This window comes from Streptomyces sp. NPDC055239 (assembly GCF_053606205.1).
Genome location: NZ_JBSGRD010000007.1, coordinates 265354 through 287558, shown reverse-complemented (window position 1 = coordinate 287558; position 22205 = coordinate 265354). Strand labels below are relative to the sequence as shown.

19 protein-coding genes are annotated in these 22205 nt (G+C 69.7%); 12 read left to right on the top strand and 7 right to left on the bottom strand.

The annotated features are described in order from the left end of the window. The first annotated feature begins 61 nt into the window (after positions 1-61). The 4 genes from ACWFRJ_RS23835 to ACWFRJ_RS23820 are packed head-to-tail and all read left to right on the top strand — an operon-like array spanning position 62 to position 4920. Positions 62-1012 (top strand): ABC transporter permease, encoded by a 951-nt coding sequence (locus ACWFRJ_RS23835; RefSeq protein ID WP_453534301.1) that lies wholly within the window; start codon positions 62-64, stop codon positions 1010-1012. A gap of 1 nt (position 1013) precedes the next feature. Then, positions 1014-2981, top strand: a complete 1968-nt coding sequence (locus ACWFRJ_RS23830) for a dipeptide/oligopeptide/nickel ABC transporter permease/ATP-binding protein (protein ID WP_453534298.1) — start codon at positions 1014-1016, stop codon at positions 2979-2981. After that, positions 2978-3985 (top strand): ABC transporter ATP-binding protein, encoded by a 1008-nt coding sequence (locus tag ACWFRJ_RS23825; protein ID WP_453534295.1) that lies wholly within the window; start codon positions 2978-2980, stop codon positions 3983-3985. Before ACWFRJ_RS23830 ends, ACWFRJ_RS23825 begins: the two co-directional genes overlap by 4 nt. After that, positions 3982-4920: a dihydrodipicolinate synthase family protein gene (locus ACWFRJ_RS23820; protein WP_453534292.1), complete on the top strand. Its 939-nt coding sequence runs from the start codon at positions 3982-3984 to the stop codon at positions 4918-4920. The genes ACWFRJ_RS23825 and ACWFRJ_RS23820 overlap by 4 nt, the downstream gene beginning before the upstream one ends. On the opposite strand, the gene ACWFRJ_RS23815 is transcribed toward ACWFRJ_RS23820, so the two are convergent. Then, positions 4921-5277, bottom strand: coding sequence for a hypothetical protein (locus ACWFRJ_RS23815; protein ID WP_453534288.1), 357 nt, complete (start codon positions 5275-5277; stop codon positions 4921-4923). Between the two features lie 462 nt (positions 5278-5739). Here ACWFRJ_RS23815 and ACWFRJ_RS23810 point away from each other — a divergent pair, with 462 nt between their 5' ends. Continuing rightward, positions 5740-6237, top strand: a complete 498-nt coding sequence (locus ACWFRJ_RS23810) for a MarR family winged helix-turn-helix transcriptional regulator (RefSeq protein WP_453534285.1) — start codon at positions 5740-5742, stop codon at positions 6235-6237. A 76-nt stretch (positions 6238-6313) separates the two neighbouring features. Here the strand turns inward: ACWFRJ_RS23810 and ACWFRJ_RS23805 are convergent, their stop codons facing one another. Next, on the bottom strand, positions 6314-7477 hold the full coding sequence (locus ACWFRJ_RS23805; protein WP_453534282.1) for a PP2C family protein-serine/threonine phosphatase: 1164 nt from the start codon (positions 7475-7477) through the stop codon (positions 6314-6316). A 308-nt stretch (positions 7478-7785) separates the two neighbouring features. On the opposite strand from ACWFRJ_RS23805, the gene ACWFRJ_RS23800 reads away from it, so the two are divergent. Then, the gene (locus tag ACWFRJ_RS23800) at positions 7786-8676 is read left to right on the top strand and encodes a SigB/SigF/SigG family RNA polymerase sigma factor (protein ID WP_453534279.1); all 891 of its coding nucleotides are present in this window, start codon (positions 7786-7788) and stop codon (positions 8674-8676) included. Positions 8677-9085: 409 nt separating this feature from the next. Here the strand turns inward: ACWFRJ_RS23800 and ACWFRJ_RS23795 are convergent, their stop codons facing one another. After that, positions 9086-9232 carry a hypothetical protein gene (locus tag ACWFRJ_RS23795; RefSeq protein ID WP_453534276.1) on the bottom strand — a complete coding sequence of 49 codons (147 nt, stop codon included), beginning with the start codon at positions 9230-9232 and terminating at the stop codon, positions 9086-9088. Between the two features lie 171 nt (positions 9233-9403). On the opposite strand from ACWFRJ_RS23795, the gene ACWFRJ_RS23790 reads away from it, so the two are divergent. The 4 genes from ACWFRJ_RS23790 to ACWFRJ_RS23775 all read left to right on the top strand — a co-directional run bounded on the left by ACWFRJ_RS23790 (position 9404) and on the right by ACWFRJ_RS23775 (position 12406). Beyond that, complete coding sequence (locus ACWFRJ_RS23790; protein WP_453534273.1) at positions 9404-10246, top strand: SigB/SigF/SigG family RNA polymerase sigma factor; 843 nt, start codon at positions 9404-9406, stop codon at positions 10244-10246. A gap of 298 nt (positions 10247-10544) precedes the next feature. Then, positions 10545-11009, top strand: coding sequence for a peroxiredoxin (locus tag ACWFRJ_RS23785; RefSeq protein WP_453534270.1), 465 nt, complete (start codon positions 10545-10547; stop codon positions 11007-11009). 294 nt (positions 11010-11303) lie between these two features. Further along, positions 11304-11777, top strand: a complete 474-nt coding sequence (locus ACWFRJ_RS23780) for an ATP-binding protein (protein ID WP_453534267.1) — start codon at positions 11304-11306, stop codon at positions 11775-11777. A gap of 32 nt (positions 11778-11809) precedes the next feature. Beyond that, on the top strand, positions 11810-12406 hold the full coding sequence (locus ACWFRJ_RS23775; protein ID WP_453534264.1) for a TetR/AcrR family transcriptional regulator: 597 nt from the start codon (positions 11810-11812) through the stop codon (positions 12404-12406). Positions 12407-12419: 13 nt separating this feature from the next. On the opposite strand, the gene ACWFRJ_RS23770 is transcribed toward ACWFRJ_RS23775, so the two are convergent. Next, positions 12420-13448 carry an SMP-30/gluconolactonase/LRE family protein gene (locus ACWFRJ_RS23770; protein WP_453534261.1) on the bottom strand — a complete coding sequence of 343 codons (1029 nt, stop codon included), beginning with the start codon at positions 13446-13448 and terminating at the stop codon, positions 12420-12422. A gap of 136 nt (positions 13449-13584) precedes the next feature. Here ACWFRJ_RS23770 and ACWFRJ_RS23765 point away from each other — a divergent pair, with 136 nt between their 5' ends. Beyond that, positions 13585-15426, top strand: a complete 1842-nt coding sequence (locus ACWFRJ_RS23765; protein ID WP_453534258.1) for a flavin-containing monooxygenase — start codon at positions 13585-13587, stop codon at positions 15424-15426. An 88-nt stretch (positions 15427-15514) separates the two neighbouring features. Here the strand turns inward: ACWFRJ_RS23765 and ACWFRJ_RS23760 are convergent, their stop codons facing one another. From ACWFRJ_RS23760 to ACWFRJ_RS23750, 3 genes are all read right to left on the bottom strand, one after another. Then, the gene (locus tag ACWFRJ_RS23760; protein WP_453534255.1) at positions 15515-16657 is read right to left on the bottom strand and encodes a PQQ-dependent sugar dehydrogenase; all 1143 of its coding nucleotides are present in this window, start codon (positions 16655-16657) and stop codon (positions 15515-15517) included. A gap of 168 nt (positions 16658-16825) precedes the next feature. Further along, positions 16826-19612, bottom strand: a complete 2787-nt coding sequence (locus tag ACWFRJ_RS23755; RefSeq protein ID WP_453534252.1) for a molybdopterin-dependent oxidoreductase — start codon at positions 19610-19612, stop codon at positions 16826-16828. Beyond that, positions 19609-20433, bottom strand: coding sequence for an FAD binding domain-containing protein (locus tag ACWFRJ_RS23750; RefSeq protein ID WP_453534249.1), 825 nt, complete (start codon positions 20431-20433; stop codon positions 19609-19611). The genes ACWFRJ_RS23755 and ACWFRJ_RS23750 overlap by 4 nt, the downstream gene beginning before the upstream one ends. 231 nt (positions 20434-20664) lie before the next feature. On the opposite strand from ACWFRJ_RS23750, the gene ACWFRJ_RS23745 reads away from it, so the two are divergent. Then, positions 20665-22203, top strand: coding sequence for a PucR family transcriptional regulator (locus tag ACWFRJ_RS23745; protein WP_453534246.1), 1539 nt, complete (start codon positions 20665-20667; stop codon positions 22201-22203). The last annotated feature ends 2 nt before the right edge of the window (positions 22204-22205 follow it).

Sequence of the window (22205 nt, the reverse complement as noted above, 5' to 3'; positions counted from 1 at the left end):
GGGCCGGGGCCCCACAGCAGGAGTCCCGGCCTGGTCCGCCCGACCGCAAGGAACCCGAACGATGGTTGCTTTTCTCCGGCTCGCGCTGCGTCGCGTCGCGATGATGCCGGTGATGATCCTGGGCATCGCGCTGCTGGTCTTCGTGGTGCTGCAGTTCTCGCCGGCCGACCCGGCCTTCAACGCGCTCGGGGAGAGCGCAAGTCCTGAGGCCCGCGCGGCCTTCGCCGACGCCAACGGCCTCAACGATCCGCTGCCCGTGCGGTACTTCGACTTCCTCGGCCAACTGCTCCACTTCGATCTGGGGGTGACGGTCCCGCCGAGCCAGCCCGTCGCCGACCGGATCGGCGCCGCCTTCCCGCTCACTCTCCAGCTGACCTTCCTCGGTCTGCTCATCGCGATCGTCCTCGCCGTGGTCTCCGGTGTCCTCGGCGCGATGTACCGGGACCGCTGGCCCGACCAGCTCTTCCGGGTGTTCTCCATGGCGGGCGTCGCCATCCCCTCGTTCTGGCTCGGGGTGCTGCTCATCCAGCAGTTCGCCCTGAACGTCCGGATCTTCCCGACCGGTGGATACACCAACCCCGCCGACTCGTTCAGCGGCTGGCTCACGACCATGGCGCTGCCCGCGTTCTCGCTCGCGGTGCCCGTCGCCGCGTCGCTCGCCCGCCTCGTGCGGACCTCGATGGTGGCCGAGCTCGACCGGGACTATGTCCGCACCGCGCGCGGCAACGGCCTGCCGGTGCTCCTGGTGGTCCGCTCGGTGCTGCGCAACGCTCTCGTCACGCCGCTCACCGTGCTCGGCGTCAAGGTCGGCTATCTGCTCAGCGGCGCCGTCGTCATCGAAGCGATCTTCGACCTGCCCGGCATGGGCAAGCTCATCCTCGAAGGTGTCACCGGCGGCGATGTCGCCCTGGTCCAGGGCACCGTACTGACCATCGCCATCGCGTTCCTGGTGGTCAACGTCATCGTCGACCTGCTCTATCTGCTGGTCAACCCGCGCATCAGGACGGTGTGACATGTTCGCCACCGGCACTCTGGCCAAGAAACTCTCACGGCCGGGCATCGCGTTCCGTGCCCTGCCCGTCACCTCCCGCGTGGCCCTCGGCGTACTGATCGCCGTCGTCCTCGCGGCCGTATTCGCCCCGTTGCTCACCCAGGATCCGCTGGCCACCGGAACTCCGGTGCAGTCTCCCGGCGGCGCGCACTGGTTCGGCACCGACCGTGCAGGGCGCGACGTCTTCGCCCGGGTCGTGCACGGCTCGCGCTACTCCCTGGTCATCGGCCTCGGCGCGACCGCCATCGCCCTGGTCGTCGGCTCGCTGCTCGGGTCGATCGCCGCCACCTCGCGCAAACTCGGCGACGAGTCCGTCATGCGCACCCTCGACGTCGTGATGTCCTTCCCGCCGATCGCGCTGGCCGCCGTGCTCGTCGCGGTCTTCGGCACGAGCGTCCCGGTCATCATCTTCACCATCGCCTTCGTCTACACCCCCTCGCTCGCCCGCGTGGTGCGCGCCAACGTCCTTTCCCAGTACGGCGAGGACTACGTGGCGGCGGAGAAGGTCATCGGCGCCCGGCGCGGCTACATCGTCCTTCGCCATGTCGCCGTCAACTGCATGGCCCCGGTCATGGTGTTCGCCACCGTCATGGTCGCCGAGGCGATCATCTTCGAGGCCAGCCTCTCCTTCATCGGCGCCGGAGTGCAGGACCCCGATCCCAGCTGGGGCAGCGTCCTGGCCTACGGACGCCAGATCCTCCTCGCGGGCGGCTGGTGGGCCACCTTCTTCCCCGGCCTCGCCCTGCTGGTCACCGTCCTCGCGCTCAACATCCTCTCCGAGGGCCTCACCGACGCCTCCGCCGCGCCGAAGCAGGCACGGGCCGATGTCGAACCGACCCCGGCCGACGCGCCCGAGCCCGCCGAGGCCCCCTCTCCCGTGGACATCGACGCCGCCCTGGCCAAGCTCGCCCGCCGCATCAACGCGACGGAGCCGACCATCACTCCGGTACCGGACGACGCCGCCGAACTCCTCGTCGTACGCGACCTCGCGATCCGCTTCCCCGACCGCTACGGGCAGATTCCCGTCGTCGACGCGCTGAACTTCACCGTCCACGAGGGCGAGACCCTCGGTCTGGTGGGCGAGTCCGGCTGCGGCAAGTCCATCACCAGCCTCGCCGTCATGGGCCTGCTCGCCCGCAACGCCGAGGTCAGCGGCGAGATCCTCTACCGCGGCCGGAATCTCCTCGACGTCTCGCCCAAGGAGCGCCGCGCCCTGATGGGCCCGGAGATCGCGATGGTCTACCAGGACGCGCTCTCCTCTCTCAATCCGTCCGTCCTCGTCGGCACCCAGCTGAAGCAACTGACCTCACGCGGCGGTACGAAGACTCCGGCCGAGCTCCTGGGTCTCGTCGGACTCTCACCCGAACGCACCCTGCGCAGCTACCCCCACGAGCTCTCCGGCGGTCAGCGCCAGCGCGTCCTGATCGCCATGGCCCTGTCCCGCGACCCCCGCCTGCTCATCGCGGACGAGCCGACCACCGCCCTCGACGTCACCGTCCAGGCCCAGGTCGTCGAGCTCCTCGTCCGGCTGCGCGACGAACTCGGCTTCGCGATGGTCCTCGTCTCGCACGACCTCGCCCTCGTCGGCGACCTCTCGCACCGTGTCGCCGTGATGTACGCGGGCCGCCTCGCCGAGATCGGCGCCACCCGATCCGTACTGACCGATCCCACCCACCACTACAGCCGCGGCCTCCTCGGTTCGGTGGTCTCCCTAGAAGCCGGTGCCGACCGGCTGCACCAGATCCGCGGCGTCGTCCCCGCACCCCAGGGCTTCGGCGAGGGCTGCCGGTTCGCCTCGCGCTGCGCCGCCGCCGACGCGCTGTGCCGGACCACGGCGCCCGCACTCACCGTCCGCGGCAGCGCGGACGACCACGGCTTCGCCTGCCACCACCCGGCGAACGCCGCACAGTTGGAAGGGAGCGCCCTGTGATCAGGCTCGACGGCGTCCACGTACGCCACAAGGCACGCAGCGGAGGCGTCTTCCGGCGCGACGCCGTACACGCGCTCACCGACGCCACGCTGGAGATCGAGCGCGGCGAGATCGTCGGTCTCGTCGGCGAGTCGGGGTGCGGCAAGTCCACGCTCGCCCGCGTCCTGACCGGGCTGCAGAAGCCCACCGAGGGCGAGGTCCGCTTCCACGGCCGCGACCTCTGGGAGATGTCGGCGGCCGAGCGGCGCGACGACTTCGGCTCGGCTGTCGGCGTCGTCTTCCAGGATCCGGCCACCGCGCTCAACCCGCGGCTCACGGTACGGCAGATCCTGCGGGACCCGCTTGACGTGCACCGGCGCGGCACCCGTGCCGAGCGCGAGGCGCGCGTCAGGGAACTCATCGACCTGGTCGGTCTGCCGGGACACACTCTGGCCGCCCTGCCCGGTCAGCTCTCCGGCGGCCAGCGTCAGCGCGTGGCCATCGCCCGCGCCCTGGCCCTGGAACCGGAACTGATCGTCGCCGACGAACCGACGTCCGCGCTCGATGTGTCCGTACGCGCCCAGGTCCTCAACCTCCTCGTCGACCTGCGCGAACGTCTGGGCCTCGCCATGGTGTTCATCTCGCACGACATCCAGACCGTGCGCTATCTCGCCGACCGCATCGCCGTCCTGTATCTCGGCCGCATCGTCGAGGAGGGCCGGGCCGCCGATGTGGCGGGCTCCCCCGCCCACCCGTACACGGAGGCACTCCTCTCGGCGACTCCCAGCCTCCTCGAGGCCACCGAACGCATCGTGCTGACCGGCCCGGTCCCCTCCGCCACCAACCCGCCGTCCGGCTGCCCCTTCCGCACCCGGTGCTGGAAGGCCGACGACACCTGCGCCACTCTCTTCCCCGCCCCGAGCACCGGCGCGGACGGACACCGCTGGCACTGCGTCCACCCCCAGACCCCCGTCTCCCCCGCCGATGATCCGGCGCCCGTCCCGTCCGCAAGGAGCACCGCATGACCGCCCGCACCCCCCGCTACTCCGGTGTGATCCCGCCTGTAGTCACCCCGCTCGGCCCGGACGGGGAGATCGACCGGCCTTCCCTGGAGCGGGTCGTCGGCCACCTCATCGACGGCGGCGTCAGCGGCCTGTTCGCCCTCGGCAGCTCGGGCGAGACCGCGTATCTGACGCCCGGACAGCAGGACGAGGTCATCAAGGTGATCACGGCTGCGTCGGCGGGTCAGGTGCCCGTCCTCGTCGGAGCGATCGAGACCACCACCAACCGGGCGATCGAACGGGCCCGCGCCGCGGCCGGTCTCGGCGCCGACGCGGTCGTCGCCACCGCCCCCTTCTACACCCGCACCCACACCACGGAGATCGACCGGCACTTCCGGGACATCGCCGCCTCGGTCGACCTGCCGCTCCTGGCGTACGACGTACCGGTCTGCGTCCACAGCAAGCTCGACCCGGAGCTGCTGCTCCCGCTGGCCGCGGACGGCGTACTCGCCGGAGTGAAGGACTCCAGCGGCGACGACGGCTCGTTCCGCCGACTGGCTCTGGGAGCAGCCGAGTTGCCGACCTTCTCCGTGCTCACCGGCCATGAGCTGGTCGTCGACGCGATGATGCTCTCCGGCGCCGACGGCTCGGTCCCCGGTCTGGCCAACGTCGATCCGCACGGCTATGTGCGTCTGCACAAGGCGGCGGTACGCGGCGACTGGGCGGCCGCGAAGTCCGAGCAGGACCGTCTGGTCGCGCTCTTCGACATCGTCCGCGCCGCCCGCCCCGGCACGGCGTCCGCGACGGCCGCGGGACTCGGCGCGTTCAAGACGGCGCTGATGCTGCGCGGCATCATCAGCACGCAGGTGATGAGCCCTCCGATGCGGGCTCTGGACCAGGCGGAGACAGCGGCGATCGCCGACTGCCTGGAACGTGCGGGGCTGTCCCGGGGGCAGTGATCAGCCGCGGCTGACCCAGCCGCGTACGAGGCGTCGCGTCACGCACCAGGCGATCAGGAGGGAGAGAAGGAGGAGAACGACGTCCGCCCCCGCGTGCACCAGTCCGGTGGGGGCGGACCGGTCGACCAGGATCGAACCGGTCAGGCTGGTGAACCAGCCCACCACGGCCATCACGGACACCGCGGCGGCGACCGGCACACCGTCCAGGCCCATCGCGCCGGCGTCCACATCCGAGTCGAAGCTGTCGGCGTCGGCGCCGCCGAGTGCGACCAGCAGCCAGAAGCCCAGGACCACGGGGAGAGCGGCGCTGAAGAGGATGGCCGGGAACCCGGCAAGGGCGTGCAGGAATTCCCCCATCGCTCCACCCCGTCCGCGCTCGCTGCGGCTCGGGTCCCGGTGCCGGATCCCGCATGCGCGACCCGGCACCGGAACTCGCCCCCCGTTCCTGCCGTAGCCATCCTGGTCCGCAGGACAGTTCGGGCGCATTGCCGTGTTCCGGCAGTCTTCACGCGTTGTCGATGCCGGGCACCTGATCTCGGACGGAGCGGAGTCGCGGCCCGGGTGGGCACGGCCCTGCGATGCCCGGGCCGGTTTCCACTATGCTTCCTCGGGCGACCGCCGACGCCGAGGTGTGTTCCGGTGCCGCGTGCACTGCCACCACCTCCCCATCGTGCCCGTCCACTGCGAGAAGTTCGCCGGACGCACGATCGCCGGTCTCCACGACCCGGGTGTCCTCGGCAGCCGATCGGGACGATGTGTGGACCGTGCCCCGGTGGCAAGATGTACAAGAGAGACAACGCCGATCGGAGTGTCATCGCTATGGGTCTGAGTCCCGAACCGGATCGCAGGTCCCGGGATGCGGCTCTTGCGGGTTCCGAGTTCATCGAACTGCTCGAAGTCATGTGGGAGCAGGGGCGTGAGGCCGTTCCGACCGGGCCTGTGTCTCCGTCGCAGTTGCGCGTGCTCTACGCACTGGACCGCGAGGACGGCATCAATCTGCGGATGCTCGCCGAGGCCCTGGGGTCCGCTCCACCGTCGGTGAGCCGTCTGTGCGACCGGCTGCAGGCCACGGGCCTCATCGAACGCACGCCGAGCCCGGTCAGCCGACGGGAACTGGAGCTTCGCCTTTCGAGCCTCGGCAGGGCCTACCTCACCGACCTGCGAAAGCGCCGGGAAGGCATCCTGATGGCCACCATCGACGCGATGCCGCCCAAGGCCCGGCGTGCGCTGCTCGAAGGGCTCAGGGCTTTCCGTGACGTGGCGACCGCGCCGGAGCAGGGCGACGAGGGAGCCAGAACCTGGCGCTCGGTCGGCTAGTCAGGCCGCTGAGCGCTCAGGCCGGCCCGTGGACCACGCACGCACGCGCGGCTCCCGTAGGCCCATGTACGCGGGACTACCGTCCGAACCAGTCGAGGCAGACCACGAGAGCATCGTCGTCCAGAGGCAGCGAGCCTCGGTAATCCGCGAGGTCGCGCAGCACCGCCTGCGGCACCTGTGCCGCGGGCAGCAGACGGTGCGCGGACAGGGACCGCGCGAGCGCCCGCTCCCCGTAAGGCTCCCCCGCCTTCGAGACGCTGTCGTAGACCCCGTCGCTGCCCACCAGAATGCGGTCACCCGGTTCCAGCCGCAGGCGCTCCGCGACGTAGGCCGTCTCCTCGAACATCCCGAGGGGAAGCTGCGCGTCGAAGTCGACGTACGTGACCGCCCGTCCTCGGAGCCTCCACATGCGGGGGGATCCGGCGTCGACGGCCTCCACCTCGCCGGTGGCGAGGTCGAAGCGCAGAAGCAGGACGGAGGCGTGCAGCTCGCCCCGGTACTGCGCGTAGACCGCCTGGTCGGCGAGGCTCGCCTGGCCCGCCAGATCGAGTCCTGCCCGACGGGCGTTGCGCAGCGCGTTCACCACGAGGTTGGTGAGCAGCGCCGCTTCCATCCCCTGGCCCATTCCGTTGGTCACGGTGAGGGTGAGGTGGTTCGCGGAGACCGACCAGTCGAAGTTGTCCCCGAAGATCGCGTACGCGGGCTCCAGGTGGGCGCCCAACGCGAATTCGGGACGCGCCACCGAGCGACCGGGCAACAACTGCCACTGCATCTCGGCGGCGAGAGTGAGGCGGGCGGCCCGGCGCGCGAGGAGGTACAGATCGGTGTCGCGTTCGGCGACCAGGATCTCGTGGCCGAGCGCCTCGCAGATGCGCTGCATCTCCGTCAGGCCGTCCTGGGTACAGCGCTCTTCGGGAACGGTGAGGGTGAGTACGCCCATCCGGTCCCCCCGGACGGTCACCGGGAGATGTACGGTCGCCGCGCCGTGCACGACCCTTGACTCGACATAGGGTTCCTGGGCGCCGAAGGCCCTGCCCTGCGGACTGTTCCGGAGGGACACCGACTCCGTGGTGAACGGCACGTCCTCCACCATCTGGAGGGTGGTCAAGCCGTAGTCGGCGAGCCGCAGTTCCACCCGCTCGACCCCGTACTCCTCCCGCAACGCCCCCGTCACGACATCGAGCAACAAGTGGGGTGCCGCGTTGCGCAGCGCCCGCTCGACGGCAGCGAATCTGTCCACGTGATCCTGCTTCTCGTTAAGCCACGCCGAAGTAAGAGTCCGCCTGACAGCGCCCCCGGTCCGTCGGCCTTCGGCGTAGGGGGACATGCACTCAGTCCAACACGGCACGCCCGAAGAGTCACTCCGGTGGCTGGGGCTGTCAGGTTCGGGCGAATGCCTGGCCGAAGCCGGGCAACCTCGCACATCGTACGATGCATGCAGACAACTATTTCCCCACAGCAAGAAAATTTGGGTCAACGCACATGCCTCCCGGATGCCGGGGCAGGGGCCGTACGAGGAAGCGTCGTACCGCTAGGGGAGGTAGGGACATGTCACTGATCTCTGAACAGGTTGCCGGGACCGTGGGAAAGGACGAAGCGCCGGCCTCGGGCGGGATGCCCGCCGCCGATGGCGCGCTGCCGTGGATCGAGGACACGGACAAGGTGGCCCCGAAGGATGCTCGAGCGCTGTCGAAGATGTTCTTCGACCGGCTGCAGACCTTGGAAGAGGGCACGCACGAATACCAATACGCACGCAACACCCTTATCGAGATGAACCTGACCCTCGTCCAGTTCGTGGCCCGGCGCTTCCGCAATCGGGGCAGCGGCGACATGGAAGAGATCATCCAGGTCGGCACGATCGGCCTCATCAAGGCCATCGACCGGTTCGACCTCACCCGCGAAGTCGAGTTCGCCACCTTCGCCGTCCCTTACATCCTCGGCGAGATCAAGCGGTTCTTCCGGGACACCACCTGGGCCGTGCATGTACCGCGCCGGCTGCAGGAGTTGCGCGTGGAACTCGCCAAGGCGAAGGAAGAGCTCTCGACCCGTCTCGACCATGACCCGACCGTCAAGGAACTCGCCGACCACCTGTCCATCACCGAGGACGAGGTCATTGAGGGCATCGTCGCCTCGAACGGCTACACCGCCGGTTCCCTGGAGGCGCCCAGCGACGGTGGTGAGAGCGCGGCCGCGCCGACGCGCACCCTGGCCGATGTGATGGGTGAGTCCGACCCGGCCATGGAGGCGGTGGAAAACATGCACACCCTGGCACCGCTTCTCGACGATCTCGACGACAGGGAGCGCCGCATCCTTGAACTGCGCTTCGGCCAGGAGATGACCCAGTCGCAGATCGGCGCCGAACTCGGCGTCTCCCAGATGCACATCTCCCGCCTCCTCACCGGCACCCTCAGCAAGCTCCGTACAGGAATGCTGGCCTGACGCCGGCACACCATCACGTGCGATCCCGCGGTGACCGCTCCCTCCGGCGCTCGCCGCGCCCACGCAGGCAAGGGCCGCCCACTGGGGGCACATCGGCAGCGCCTACGCGCCGGTTCCTGACCGCGGCGCGGCGTGGCAGTGCGGCCCATCCCCTGGTGGCGGCGGGGCTGCACGCTCTGCGCGAAGCGGCGGCTGCCCATGGCGCGCCGTCGACAGGGACGACTTGACGCACTCTTGCGGGACGAGGAAGGCCGCCGATCGGCCGCACCCCAATGCGGCCGATCGGCGAAGCCAAGCGTCCGAGGCCGTCCGACGCTTCGCACCCCGCACCCCGGGTGCCCCATCCGTTTCTCCGCATGCGCCCCGAACGGTGAAGATCGCCCGATCGGCGGCAACGCGCGTGGCAACGTCACCGGCCGAGAGCCTGCTTGAGTTCCTTCTTGTTCATGGACGAACGATCCTCGACGCTCTCCTTGATGTGCTCGTACTGGCGTTGGTGGTCATACGGGCCGCGCGTCGACGGATCGGCACGGGCGTTCGCCCGTTCCGGGACCACCGCGGGCGTTTGACTTGTTTCCCCTCCGAGTCGAGGGGCAGGCGTACTTCGTGCTTCGGAACGGAGGCGCATCCGCGGGGAGCGGTCTGTCCGATCCCGCTGGATGTCCGGCTCCGGGTCATCCCGTTCCTCGCGGTCACTTGTCGGCCCACCGTTGAGGAGCGATTCCTGATGCTTACCGATGTCAACGCACCCTCAGTCCGTCGTCGTACGGGGACGCGACGTCCCCATGACGACGCTCCCGACACCAAGGCGGCTTCCGCCCACCTCGCCGCGCTCGAAGAAGGGCCCGAGCACGACGTGCTGTGCGAGGAGATCGTGACGGCTTGGCTGCCCATGGCGAACCGTCTCGCGAGCCGGTTCCGCAACAAGGGCGAGAACCTCGAAGACCTGCGGCAGGTCGCGGCGATGGGCCTGGTCAAGGCGGTCAACCGGTACGAGCCCGAGCGCGGGGCCTTTGAGAGCTATGCCGTGCCCACCATCACCGGAGAGCTGCGGCGGCACTTCCGCGATCGCATGTGGGACGTACGGGTACCCCGTCGTGTCCAGGAACTGCGCAACAAGGTCCGTGTCGCTCGCCGCGACCTGTTGGACCAGCCGGGTCGCGACGCCGAGCCCCCCATCGCGGACATAGCCGAGCAGGCCGGTCTGACGGAGGCCGAGGTCCGTGACGGGTTGGAGGCCATGACGAGCTACAGCGCCCTGTCGCTCGACGCCGAGATCTCCGCCGACCCTGATGGATTCAGCCTGGCCGACACGTTGGGGGCGTCCGATCCCGCCTACGACTTCATCACCGACCGCGAGGCCGCCAAGGCAGGTCTGCGGCGGCTGCCGGAGCGTGAGCGGACCATTCTGTATCTGCGCTTCTTCGAGGACATGACGCAGAGCAAGATCGCCGAAGAGCTCGGCATCTCGCAGATGCACGTCTCCCGCCTCATCACCACCAGCTGTGCCCGTGTACGCGCGGAGGCCGTCCGCGGGGACGAGGGCACCGGGCAGGCTCAGGCTGCCTGACGGCAGGGCCCGCATGCGCCGTGCGCGCATCGATTGATCGGCCCCTGGGGCACCAGGGCGGCCCCAGGGGCTCAGGCTGGCCGGCCGCACACCGCAAGGCGTACGGCGGGCCAGGCCGAAGACACCCTTCCTTACCGCCGAGTAGTATCGCGTGCCACCTGCCTAGTGCTGCCGTGCCGTGAGGAGACCTCGTGTCCGTCCACCCCCCTCGTCCACCTCTTGCTCCCACTCTTGCTCTCACTCCCGCTTCCACGCCTGTTTCGCCCGCCCGCGTCCGCCACGGCCAAGGAGCACAGCGATGACCCGGATCCAAGTCGGCTCCCTGGTCGAGGACTTCACGCTGCCCGACGAGACGGGCACGCCCACGACCCTCTCCTCGCTCCTGTCCGAAGGCCCGGTGGTGGTGTTCTTCTACCCGGCGGCGATGACGCCCGGCTGCACCGCGGAGGCCTGCCATTTCCGTGACCTGGCGGCCGAGTTCGCGACGGCGGGCGCGCGGCCGGTGGGCATCAGTGCGGACGCCGTCGAGCGCCAGCGCGAGTTCGCGGGGCTGCACACGCTCGGCTTCCCGCTGCTGTCCGACCCGGAGGGCGTGGTGCGCGGGCAGTTCGGCGTGGCACGCGGCTTCGGTCCCCTGCCGACCAAGCGGGCCACCTTCGTCATCGGACGCGACCGCCGCGTTCTCGAGGTGGTGCGCAGCGAGTTCCGGATGAGCGCCCACGCGGACCGGGCCCTTGCGGCTCTGCGGTCCGCCGCCGGCTAAGGCGCCGGCCAGGACGCCGGACGGGACGGGCCCTCTTCACCTCTTCAGCGGGCCCGTCCCGTACATGCTTCAGTGGGCCCGTTCCGCACAGGGGCGGGCCGTCCCGGCGGCGGTCTGTCACCATGTTCTCGACTGCACTCGCCGAAGCGCCGCGGCCCCGGGTAATCACCCGGAGAACCGCCGGACGGAACACGCAGGCCTACTCGAACGGATTGTCGATCCGGGACAGGACAGTATGCGAAGCGTCCGGCAGGGTAGGTGAGCGCAGACAACGGGGACGAAGGTGGCGAGGACATGGACTCAGCCGGCAGTGACGGCGAGGGGCCGTCGGGAGCTCACACCATGGGGGTCACCGTCCCTCTGAACGGTGGGGACGCCTCCATCGCCGAGGCACGTCACCTCGCGCTCGACTTCCTCACCCGCGCCCGGACGGACCAGGACGTCGCCGTCTCCGCCCGCGCGATCGACCTCACTCAACTGGTCGTCAGCGAACTGGTCACCAACGCCCGCAAATACGCCCCCGGGCCGCTGCTCATGGAACTGGTCATCGTGGACGCGGCAGTCGCGGTGACCGTGCACGACAGCGTCCCCGCCCAGCCTGTCGCCCGCCCCGAAGACCCGCGCAGAATAGGCGGGCACGGCCTGGAGATAGTCATGGCCGTCGCCCGGGAGTTCCACGTCCACCTCGAACCGGCCGGCAAACGCATCACCGCCCACATCGCCCTGGCCGACGAACCGGCCACCAAAGCCTCCGTACGGCAGGCGTGAGCCGCCCCTGTCGCCGCCGGTAGGCTTCCGGGGTGACGCAGCCTCCCAAGCCCAAGCCGGACGAACGGCGACCCGCGAACGACGGGCCGAAGGCTGCCGCACGCAACCGGTCCGCTCTGATAACCGCCGCCCGGGAGATCTACGCGACACATGGTCTGGACGCTCCGCTCTCCGCGATCGCGCGTCGGGCCGGGGTCGGACAAGGCGTCCTCTACCGGCACTTTCCCGACCGGGCCGCCGTGGCGACCGCGGTTCTGGAGGAGAACGTACGGCAGGTCGAGCAGGCGGCCGCAGCCGAGGACGCGACCTTGGCCGACGTTCTCGGTGTGATGACGTGGCATCTGACCGAGTCGGCAGCTTTCATCGGCCTGTTGCACGCCGAGGGGGCAGGCGGCCACTCCGACATCCGCGCGCACGCCGTGGCCCTCTCCGAGCGGGTGGAGCGCGGCCTGCGCGGACACCTGCCGAAGGGGCACCGTCTTGGCGCGGCCGATGACCTCATGCTCGCTGTCGCCATGGTCTCCGGCGCCGTCACCGGTCCCACTCGCGAGGAGCGGGAACGCCGGGCGATGGCCGCCTGGCGGCTGCTCGGCGTCGAGGTGGGAGCGGTGCGGCCCTTCGAGGGGTGAGCGCGGGGCGGTGTCAGCCGCCGTTGGACTGCCGGATGCCTTCCGCCAGGGCGTCGAAGGTGTAGAGGTATCCCCCGGCGGGCCCGCTGACGGTCATGTACGCCTTCTTCCCGCCGGGCGCGATCGCCACGTTGGTCGCCGATTCGAGTCCCGCCGCACTGCCGGGAATCTCGACCGTCGCCAGGCGCTCACCGTACTTGTCGTACACGGCCATCGCGGGTCGGCCGTGCAGCCCCTGGTAGAGATTGCCGTCCGCGTCCACGGCGATCGAGTCCGTCTGGGCGATCCCGCCGTCGACGCGGATGGCCGTGTGCCGGGACGCCACCCCTCCCTTCGCATCCAGCTGAAGGTAGGAGATCCGGTTCTGGGTGAGTTCGCTGAACCACAACCCGCGGTAGTCCACGTCGAACGAGATCCCGTTCGTCGATGCCAGGTCATCGGCCAGGACCGTGGCCTTCTTGCCGTCGCGGTCGATCCGCACCACGCGCCCGTGCTCCTTCCCCTCGGAAAGACCACGTGAGTCACTGACGTACAGATTGCCCTCCTTGTCGAAGGCGATGTCGTCGGGGTTCATCTGCGCGCCGTCGACCTTGCCGGAGAAGAAGGTCCGTGGATCGCTGCCGTCCGGAGCCAGGCTCACGACCTCGCCGTGCGCGTAGTCGGTCAGGTAGAGCCGTCCGTCCTTCGGGCCGAACTGCGCCGAGGTGTAGGCCCCGCGCTCATCGGTATGGACCGCCCGCGAGGTCTTCTTGTCGACGTCGACGCGCATCACCTTGGGCTTGCCCGGGGGTGCGGTGACGTCGACGACGTACAGATCGCCGTCCTTGCCGAAGGTCGGGCCCTCCAGGAGGGTCATACCGGTCTCTTGGTGCACCTTCGTCAGCTGCATGACCTTGTGCGCGCGGACCGTCTTGCCCGCGCCGACGGAGGCCGCCTGGTCACCGGAGTCACCGGAGTCACGTGTGTCCGTGCCGCATCCGGTGAGGGCCAGCGTGCCGATCGCGGCAAGGACCGCGAGGGATCGGATCGGGAGTCGCCGCATGAGGAGTCACTCTTCCTGTCCGCTGTGTGTGGGGGTGCCCGCCATCCAACCGGACACCAGTGTCCGGTTGTTGCTACCGTAGCGGACGGCCGTTCACTCCGGCACGGCCCGACAGCCAGGATTGGGGTCCCCCCACATGACCACCCCTCAAGCACCGTCTTCTGACGAGCTCGCCGACCTCAGGCAGCGTTACCGCTTCGAACGCGAGCGGCGCGTACGACCTGACGGCGCCGACCAATACCGCGCCACCGAAGCCGAGTTCGGCTACTACGCCGCCGATCCCTACGCGGGAGAGCCGACCGAGCGCGATCCGCTGCACGACACCGTCGACGTCGCCGTGGTCGGTGGCGGGTTCGGCGGCATCCTCGCCGGGGCGCGGATGCGGCAGCAGGGCGTACGGCGGGTCCGTATCGTCGAGAAGGGCGGCGACTTCGGTGGCACCTGGTACTGGAACCGGTACCCGGGCATCCACTGCGACATCGAGTCGCACGTGTACCTGCCGCTGCTCGACGAGACCGGATACGTGCCTGAGTGGAAGTACGCTCCCGGCGAGGAGATCCGCCGCCACGCGGTGCGGATCGCGGAGAAGTTCGACCTCTACCCCGACGCTCTGTTCTCCACCGGGGTCACCTCGCTGACCTGGGACGAGACATCCGAGACGTGGATGGTCACCACCGACCGCGGCGACGCGTTCCGGGCCACGTACGTCGTCACGGCCACCGGCACCCTCTCCGAGCCGAAGCTGCCCGGGATACCCGGCATCGAGGACTTCACGGGCCACACCTTCCACACGTCGCGGTGGGACTACGCCTACACCGGCGGCACCCCGGACGGCGGCATGAGCGGCCTGGCGCAGAAGCGAGTGGGCATCGTCGGCACCGGAGCCACCGGCATCCAGGTCATTCCGATGCTGGCCGAGGACGCCGGACACGTCTACGTCTTCCAGCGCACCCCCTCGACCGTGGACGTGCGCGCCAACCGCCCCACCACCGCCAAAGATGTCGGCGCCGATCACGACGGCTGGGCACACGAGCGCCGCGAGAACTATCTCCGTATCGTCTCGGGCGAGGGCGCCGAGCAGGATCTCGTGGCGGACCGCTGGACCACGTCGGCGGGCCTCCTGGAGAAGCTCCTGCCGAGCTTTCGCCGTCAGGGGGACCGGGCGGACTTCGAGGCCACGTACGAGGTCGCGGACGCCGCCAAGATGAACGAGCTGCGCACCCGCGTCGAGCGGACCGTCACCGACCAGGACACCGCGGAGAAGCTCAAGCCCTGGTACCGGTACGCCTGTAAGCGGCCCACCTTCTCCGACAAGTACTACCCGGCGTTCAACCGCGACAACGTCACCCTGGTCGACACCGCGGACACCCACGGCATCGAGCGCATCACCGAACACGGTGTCGTGGTGGGCGACACCGCATACGAACTCGACTGTCTGATCTTCGCCACGGGATTCTCCGTCGGAACCTCCGGCATCCACTCCGGCAAGCTCCCCGTCCACGGCCGCGCAGGCACCCAACTCCTTCACGCGTGGGCGCAGCACGGTCCGCGCACGCTGCACGGCTTCACCAGCAACGGCTTCCCGAACCTGGTCCAGATGGGCTCCCTCCAGAACGCCAGCAGCGTCAACTTCACCCACGTACTGGACGAGCAGGCCGTGCATGCAGCCGCCCTCGTCGCGGCCGCCGAGTCCAAGGGCGCCTTCTTCGAGCCGACCCGCGAGGCCGAGGACGCCTGGATCGCCGTCCTTGCCGAGGACGCCCCCGACCACGAGTGGTTCCACGCCGAGTGCACCCCCGGCTACTACAACCGCGAAGGGCGCGGCCGGCCGAACGGTCCGATCGCCTACCCCCACGGCGCGTCCGCCTTCCACGAACTCCTGCGGCAATGGCGCGAGGAGTCCATGGGCGGGATCCTCCAGGCCAGGTCGGCCGCCCCGCCCGCATGGCGGGAGGCCGCGGAGGCTCCGAACGGTTGAAGACATGCCATGACGTGGACGCGGCTGGTGCGCTCAGGAGCGCACCAGCCGACGAACCAAGCGATGAAGCCGCCTGTCGAACCGGCCCTTACGCCGGGTCGATACGGGAGATGCTGCCGCCGATGTCGAGCACGTACAGCTCGCCCTTGCCGCCCTGCACGAAGGAGATGACCTCGCCGCCGTTGACACCGAGGTCGCTCGTGCCGGTCACCTTGCCGTCCTTCATCTGCAGGGCGCGGATGGTGCCGTCGCAGTAGTCGCTGAACACGTACTGGCCCTTGAGGGCCGGGATCGTCTTGCCCCGGTAGACATAGCCGCCGGTCACCGAGCAGCCGAGGCCGGTGCGGTCGTACTCGTGGACCGGCGGCACGTGGTTCGCGGGCTCCGTGCCGCCCCGGAAGGGATGGTTGCCCTCCATCTGCGACCAGCCGTAGTTCTCGCCGCCCTTGCTGTCGGCCGGGGCCCAGTCGATCTCTTCCCAGGCACTCTGGCCGACGTCACCGATCAGCAGGTCGCCCGTGCCCGCGTCGAAGGAGAACCGCCACGGGTTGCGCAGCCCGTACGCCCAGATCTCGCCCTTCGCGTTCGGGTCGTCCACGAAGGGGTTGTCCGACGGGATCGCGTACGGCTTGCCGCCGCTCGGGTCGATCCGCAGGAGCTTGCCGAGCAGCGTGTCGAGCTTCTGCCCGTTGCCGTGCGGGTCGCCTCCCGAACCGCCGTCGCCGAGCGCGATGTAGAGGTAGCCGTCGGGGCCGAACTTGATGTCGCCGCCGTTGTGATTGGAGTAGGGCTGCGTCTGTGTGAGGACAGTGCGCCGGGTCTCGGGCCGGATCTTGCCCTTCCGCACGGCGAACTCGTCCACGGTGCTCGTGCCTTCGAGGTTCGTGAACGAGATGTACAAGTGCGCGAACTTCTTGTCGAACGCGATACCGAGGAGACCGCGTTCACCGTCGGTGGTGGTCTCCTTGGAGATGTCGAGCACGGGGCTACTGAGCCCCTGAGAGCCCAACGTCCTTACGGTGCCCGCGCGTTCGGCGATCCATAACGTTCCGCCAGGACCGGCGGTGCCTGCGGTCGGATTCGCGGCCGTCGTCACTTTCGTGAGCGCGACCTTCGGGGCCTGCTGTGATGTGGATGTGGCGGGCTCGTCTGCGGACGCCGTGGTCAGGGCGAGGGAAGCGACGAGGCAGAGGGTGCCGATGACCGCTGTGCTTCTGGTGCGAACTTTCACCGTGATCCTCCTGGAGGCGGCGAACGGGGGAGGTCACCCAGTTGCGTGGGGGAAGAGTCAGGCGGGTGCCGCGCGCGCCGGCACGCAACCTGGGTGGGGGGATGGTGTGATACTGGCCACGGATGAGGATACTGGGGCAGGGGTGGCTGGTATAGACCAAGACACCACTCATCTGCCTCCGTTGCTTCTGTCGATTGCCGCCCAGACACGGTCTCGCGTCACCGGCATCTCCGTGAAGCGGATACCCGTGGCGTCGAACAGCGCGTTGGCGAACGCGGGAGCCACCGGATTGAAGGGGCTCTCGCTCATCGACTTGGCACCGAGCGGGCCGATCGCGTCGGTCGTCTCCATGAAGTGGACCTCGGTGCGTGGCACGTCGGCGTACTGCGGGAGGCGGTAGCGCCGGAAGGCAGCCGTGGTCACCTCGCCGCGCTCGTCGAGTCGTACGGTCTCGAAGAGAGTGGCGCCGAGCGCCTGGGCCACTCCGCCCTCGATCTGACCACGGCACTGCAGCGGGTTCATGACCTTGCCCGCGTCGGCGGCGTGGACGCTGCGCAGGATCTTCATCTCGCCCGTGTCCGGGTCGACGGCGATCCGGAACCACTGGGCGTTGAAGGCCACCGAGCGGGGGCTGCCGCCCCAATACCCCTCCGCCGTGAGCTCGTTCCGCGCCCCTTCCGCGTGGGCCGCCTCGTGGAGCTCCTTCAGCGTGACGGTCCGGCCCGCGCAGTCGAACACTTCCGCCTCGAGGGTGCACAGGTGACGGGCGACTCCCGTGTACCGGGCCGCGAAGGTCTGCAGCCGCCCGGCCAGCGATTCCGCGGCGAGCAGGACCGCTTTGCCCGCCACGACCGTGCCCGCCGAACCGAAGGCCCCGGTGTCGTGCCGGACCACGTCGGTGTCCGACTGACGGATGGCGATCCGGTCCACGGTGGTGTTGAGGGCCCCCGCGGTGATCTGCTTGTGGACGGTGGTGGTGCCGTTGCCGAACTCCGCCGTGCCGACGGCGATGTCGTACGTCCCGTCGCCGAGGAGACTGACGGTCGCGTCGGCGTAGTGGCCGCCGGGCGGTCCTGTGGCGATCATCGCCATGGCCGTGCCCTGGCCGGTCAGCCATCCCTCCGGCACGTCGTCCGCGCTCCGGTCCTCCGCGATGGCCGTGCGGACGATTCCCAGGCACTGGGCGAGACCGTAGGAGGCGATGTGCAGGTCCTCCTCCTCGCCGATCGGGCTGACCATGTGGTCGCCGGGGCCGATGATGTTCTTCTCCCGGAAGGCGAGCGGGTCCATGTCCAGTCGGCGGGCCATCTCGTCCATGGCGGACTCGACGGCGAAGGTGACCTGGCCGAGGCCGTAGCCCCGGAAGGCCCCCGCGGGAACGCCGTTGGTGTAGACGGAGTAGGCGTCGACCTTCTTGTTCGGGGCCCGGTAGACGGCGAAGGACTCCCCGACGCTGTGGAACATCACGGCCGGTCCGTGGTTGCCGTACGCACCGGTGTTGGAGACCACCCGCATCTGGATCGCGGTCAGCGTGCCGTCGGCGCGGGCGCCCAGCTTGATGCGGATCGTGAAGGGATGGCGGGTGGTGGCGCCGTAGAACTGCTCGGCGCGGGTGTATTCGAGCTTGACCGGGCGGCGCAGCTTGAGCGCGGCGAGGACGACGATGTCCTCGGTCAGCATCTCCTGCTTGCCGCCGAAGCCGCCGCCGACCCGGCCCGCGACGACACGCACCTCGTCCTCGGGAAGGCCGTAGAGGGCACACAGCGCGCGGCGGGTCAGGAACGGGGTCTGGGTACTGGAACGGACGGTGAGCCGCTCGCCGCCGCCCTCGGCACTGTCGTCCTTCGGCTCGAAGTAGGCGACGCAGCCGTGCGTCTCCAGGCTGGCGTGCTGGACGCGCTGGGTGCGGAAGGTCTCCTCGTGGACGACCGCCGCTTCGGCGAATCCGTCGTCGACGGAGCCGACCTCGCCGTGCACCTCGCCGGCCACGTTGTTCTCGACGCGGGCGATCCGCACTTCCGGCCCCTTGCCGTCGTGGATGACGGGCGCGCCGGTGCGCATGGCCTCCTCGGGGTCGGTGACGTAGGGAAGTTCCTCGTAGGTCACTTCGATCCGTCGGCACCCTTCCTCGGCCGCCTGCTCGCTGTCGGCGACGACGGCTGCCACGCGCTGGCCGATGTAGCGGACGGTGTCGTCCAGGACGCGGGTGTCGTCGGGGTCCTCGGTGGGGTGTTCGTGCCGGGCGCTGGAGTAGAGCGTGGCGGGGGCGTCCTCGTGGGTGAGGACGGCGTGGACGCCGGGGACCCGCAGGGCCGCGGAGGTGTCGATGGCGACGATGCGGGCGTGCGGGTGTGGGGAGCGCAGCAGCTTCATGTGGAGGAGCCCGGGAACCTCGACGTCGAAGGTGTACCGGGCGGTGCCCGTCACGACCTGGGGTCCGGCCGGTGCACCGAGACTCTTGCCCACCGCCTTCCCTGCGCAGGGACGTTCGGTGTGCTTCACACCGCGGACGGCGTCCTCGATCGCGCGATATCCCGTGCAGCGACAGATGTTGCCCTTGAGGGCCCGAGGGAGGTCATCCAGTTTGCCGTCGTCGTGGGGGCCGCCCTTCTCCTGTTCGAGGGCGGCCGTCGTCATCAGGAATCCCGCCGTGCAGAACCCGCACTGGAAGCCCTGGGCGTCCAGGAACTTCTGCTGTACGGGGTGGAGTTCGCCGCCCTTCCCGACAAGACCCTCCACCGTGGTGACGGACCGGCCTTCCGCCCGCACCGCCGGATAGAGACAGCTGTGCACCGGCTCCCCGTCCACGTGCACGGTGCACGCCCCGCAGTCGCCAGCGTCGCAGCCCTTCTTCACCCCGAACCAGCCGCGCTCACGCAGATACGTGCGCAGGCACTGACCGGCGCGCGGCTCGGAGTCGAAGGGCTGCTCATTGACCTGGATGCTGAAGCTCATCGCACACCCTCCAGGGTGAGAACGCGCCGGACCTGCTCGGCGAGGTGGAAAGCCATGTGCCGCCGCCACTCGGGCAGCCCGTGGATGTCGTCGAACCAGTCGGCGTCGCCCACGGCCGACCTGATCGCCGCGCGCAGCTCGGCCCGGTGCGGCGGCAGGGAGAACCAGAGACGGAACGGCCTTCGGGTCGCGGCCGTGAGGGTGACGGCGAGCGAACCGTCCAACGGGTCCAGCGTCCCGATGACGAGGGCGCCGGAGCGTCCGAGGCCGTAGAGCGACGCCTGCCGGAAGGCCGTACGACACCGCAGTGACCGGGCGGGGATCGTCACCGAGCGCAGTAGTTCACCCTCGGCGAGATTCTTGCGCCCGGCTCCGGTGACGAAGGCAGCGGCCTTCACCCGCCGGACCGAACCGTCCTGGGCCTGGAGCAGACACTCGCCGTCGAGGGCGGCGGTGAGGGAGATCATCGGTCCTGCGGGCAGGGCGTTGCAGAGGTTCCCGCCGACGGTCGCCATGTTCCAGATCTTGAACGAGGCGAGGAAGGCCCGGCAGCACTGCTCGAAGAGAGGGGCGGCCGCCGCGTCGAGGGTCCGCCCGAACCGGGACAGCTGCGCGATGGTGCAGGTGGCGGCGATCTCCACCGATCCGTCCGGCAGCGTCTGCAGCGGCTCCCAGCCCATCCGGCTCAGATCCACGAGGCGTCGCAGCTGCGGCTGGGGTTCGGAGAAGAGGTACGTTCCGCCGCCGAGCCAGGCGTCGCCGGGACGCCAGGGCTCGTGACGGCGTGCGTCACGCACGTCCAGAACCGTGTTCAGATCCATGTCTCCCCCGTCTTCGGTCTCTGCCTCCTCCGTCAGTGAAGCCCGGCTGCAGGCTGAAAACGACTGGTGCGCGGCACGGAAAACCTCCCTCACGACCGGCCATGTCCTGGTGAATCCTCCAAGAGGCGCATTGCCATCAGCACCTTGCATTTACGATGGCTCGACTCGCACCCACCTGGTGGATGTGAGAAGCCGGGGCGATGACTCGGTAGCCATGCAAGGAGTCAGCACATGCACGTCGGAGACCTCCTCCAGATCGAGGGGCTCGATCTCACCCTCATCTGGGGTGGCGAGAATCTGCTCAGCCAGGCGATCAGCGGAGTGACCGCGACCGACCTGGAGGACCCCACCCGCTTTCTCCAGCCCGGAGAGATCGTGCTCAGCGGCCTGGTGTGGTGGAACGAGGCGGACCGGCGGGCCAGAACCGAGCGCTTCGTCTCCGCACTCGCGGAGTCCGGTGCCACGGCGCTCCTCGCCGGGGAGGAGACCCACGGCTCCGTCCCTGCCGACATCGTCGACTCGTGCCGCGCACACGGCATCGCGCTCCTTGCCGTTCCGGCGCGCACCAACTTCCGGGCGATCACCGAGGCCGTGTACCGGCGCCAGTGGGGCGACCTCAACCGCCGCCCCGCGGACCACTTCGCCCTGCCCGAGAACGTACGGGGCGAAATCGGCCGTCTCCTCGATCGCGGCGCCGACGCCGGCGAACTCCTCGCGTGTGCGCTCGCTCCGTTCGGTACGCCGTCGTGCTACGTGCTCACCAGCAGCGGGCGCACGGTCGCCCGCACCGCGTCGGCCATCGAACTCCCGGCCGCGCGGGCCGTGGAGCAGTTGCGAGGCCCCAGCGGTGAGACTCTCCGCGTCCAGGCCGAGACCTCGCCGTACGACGCCTGGTACCTCCATGTGCCGCAGGCCGGTGGAGCCCCGCCCCGGGCCCTGCACGAGATAGCCGAGGTCATGGGCCAGCACCGCCACCACTACGATCGCGCGGACGTCGCCCGGCGCCGGACCGGTCAGGAGCTGATCGCCCTCGTCGACAGAGGCGGCGCCGACGCCGGAGCTCTGACGAACTCCCTTGAGTCCTGCGGGCCGCTCGCGGAGGGACCCTGGCAGGTCGTGGTCACGGCCACCGGCGGGCAGCTACCGGACGGCGTCGCCAAGGAAGCGCTCACCGCGGCTCTCACGGAAGCGCTCAGGCACCTCCCCTCCGCCGTCTTCGCGGTCGGCACAACGCCGGACGCGGAAGCCGTCGCCGTCGTACGAAGCGGCGGCGGGGGCGGCGGGAGCGCCACATCGCTCCGCGAGCTCTGGCCCCTCCTGAACGGCTGCAGGCCCGAGACCCCGCTGCACGCGGGCGTCAGTGCGCTCACCGCCGAGCCCACCGGACTCCGCACCGCCCTCGCCCAGGCCCGTTACGCTCTCGCGGCGGCACGGCACGACTCCCCGACGACCGGCCGGGTGACCGCCGTCGAGGAACTCTCCTCCCTGGACTCGCTCCTGGCCGGTGTCCCCGCCGACGTACGCACCGTCTTCAGCGCCACGACACTCGGCCCACTGGCCGACACCGAACCGGCCTCGCACCACAGGCTTCTGGAGACCCTGGAGGTCTTCCTCGCCCACAACTGTTCATGGGCCCGCACGGCCGAAGCCATGCACCTGCACGTCAACACCGTCCACTACCGCATCGAACGGGTTCAGGACCTCACCGGACGGGATCTCTCACGGCTCGACCACAAGCTCGACCTGCGCGCCGCACTCCTGTGCCGCTGAGG

Bases quoted from the DNA above. Each gene is read 5' to 3' on its own strand.
- ACWFRJ_RS23800 (WP_453534279.1), top strand. From the start codon at position 7,786: ATGTCACTGATCTCTGAACAGGTTGCCGGGACCGTGGGAAAGGACGAA.
- ACWFRJ_RS23770 (WP_453534261.1), bottom strand. From the start codon at position 13,448: ATGCGGCGACTCCCGATCCGATCCCTCGCGGTCCTTGCCGCGATCGGC.
- ACWFRJ_RS23755 (WP_453534252.1), bottom strand. From the start codon at position 19,612: ATGAGCTTCAGCATCCAGGTCAATGAGCAGCCCTTCGACTCCGAGCCG.
- ACWFRJ_RS23830 (WP_453534298.1), top strand. From the start codon at position 1,014: ATGTTCGCCACCGGCACTCTGGCCAAGAAACTCTCACGGCCGGGCATC.
- ACWFRJ_RS23750 (WP_453534249.1), bottom strand. From the start codon at position 20,433: ATGGATCTGAACACGGTTCTGGACGTGCGTGACGCACGCCGTCACGAG.
- ACWFRJ_RS23820 (WP_453534292.1), top strand. From the start codon at position 3,982: ATGACCGCCCGCACCCCCCGCTACTCCGGTGTGATCCCGCCTGTAGTC.
- ACWFRJ_RS23810 (WP_453534285.1), top strand. From the start codon at position 5,740: ATGGGTCTGAGTCCCGAACCGGATCGCAGGTCCCGGGATGCGGCTCTT.
- ACWFRJ_RS23785 (WP_453534270.1), top strand. From the start codon at position 10,545: ATGACCCGGATCCAAGTCGGCTCCCTGGTCGAGGACTTCACGCTGCCC.
- ACWFRJ_RS23815 (WP_453534288.1), bottom strand. From the start codon at position 5,277: ATGGGGGAATTCCTGCACGCCCTTGCCGGGTTCCCGGCCATCCTCTTC.
- ACWFRJ_RS23745 (WP_453534246.1), top strand. From the start codon at position 20,665: ATGCACGTCGGAGACCTCCTCCAGATCGAGGGGCTCGATCTCACCCTC.
- ACWFRJ_RS23765 (WP_453534258.1), top strand. From the start codon at position 13,585: ATGACCACCCCTCAAGCACCGTCTTCTGACGAGCTCGCCGACCTCAGG.
- ACWFRJ_RS23790 (WP_453534273.1), top strand. From the start codon at position 9,404: ATGCTTACCGATGTCAACGCACCCTCAGTCCGTCGTCGTACGGGGACG.
- ACWFRJ_RS23835 (WP_453534301.1), top strand. From the start codon at position 62: ATGGTTGCTTTTCTCCGGCTCGCGCTGCGTCGCGTCGCGATGATGCCG.
- ACWFRJ_RS23780 (WP_453534267.1), top strand. From the start codon at position 11,304: ATGGACTCAGCCGGCAGTGACGGCGAGGGGCCGTCGGGAGCTCACACC.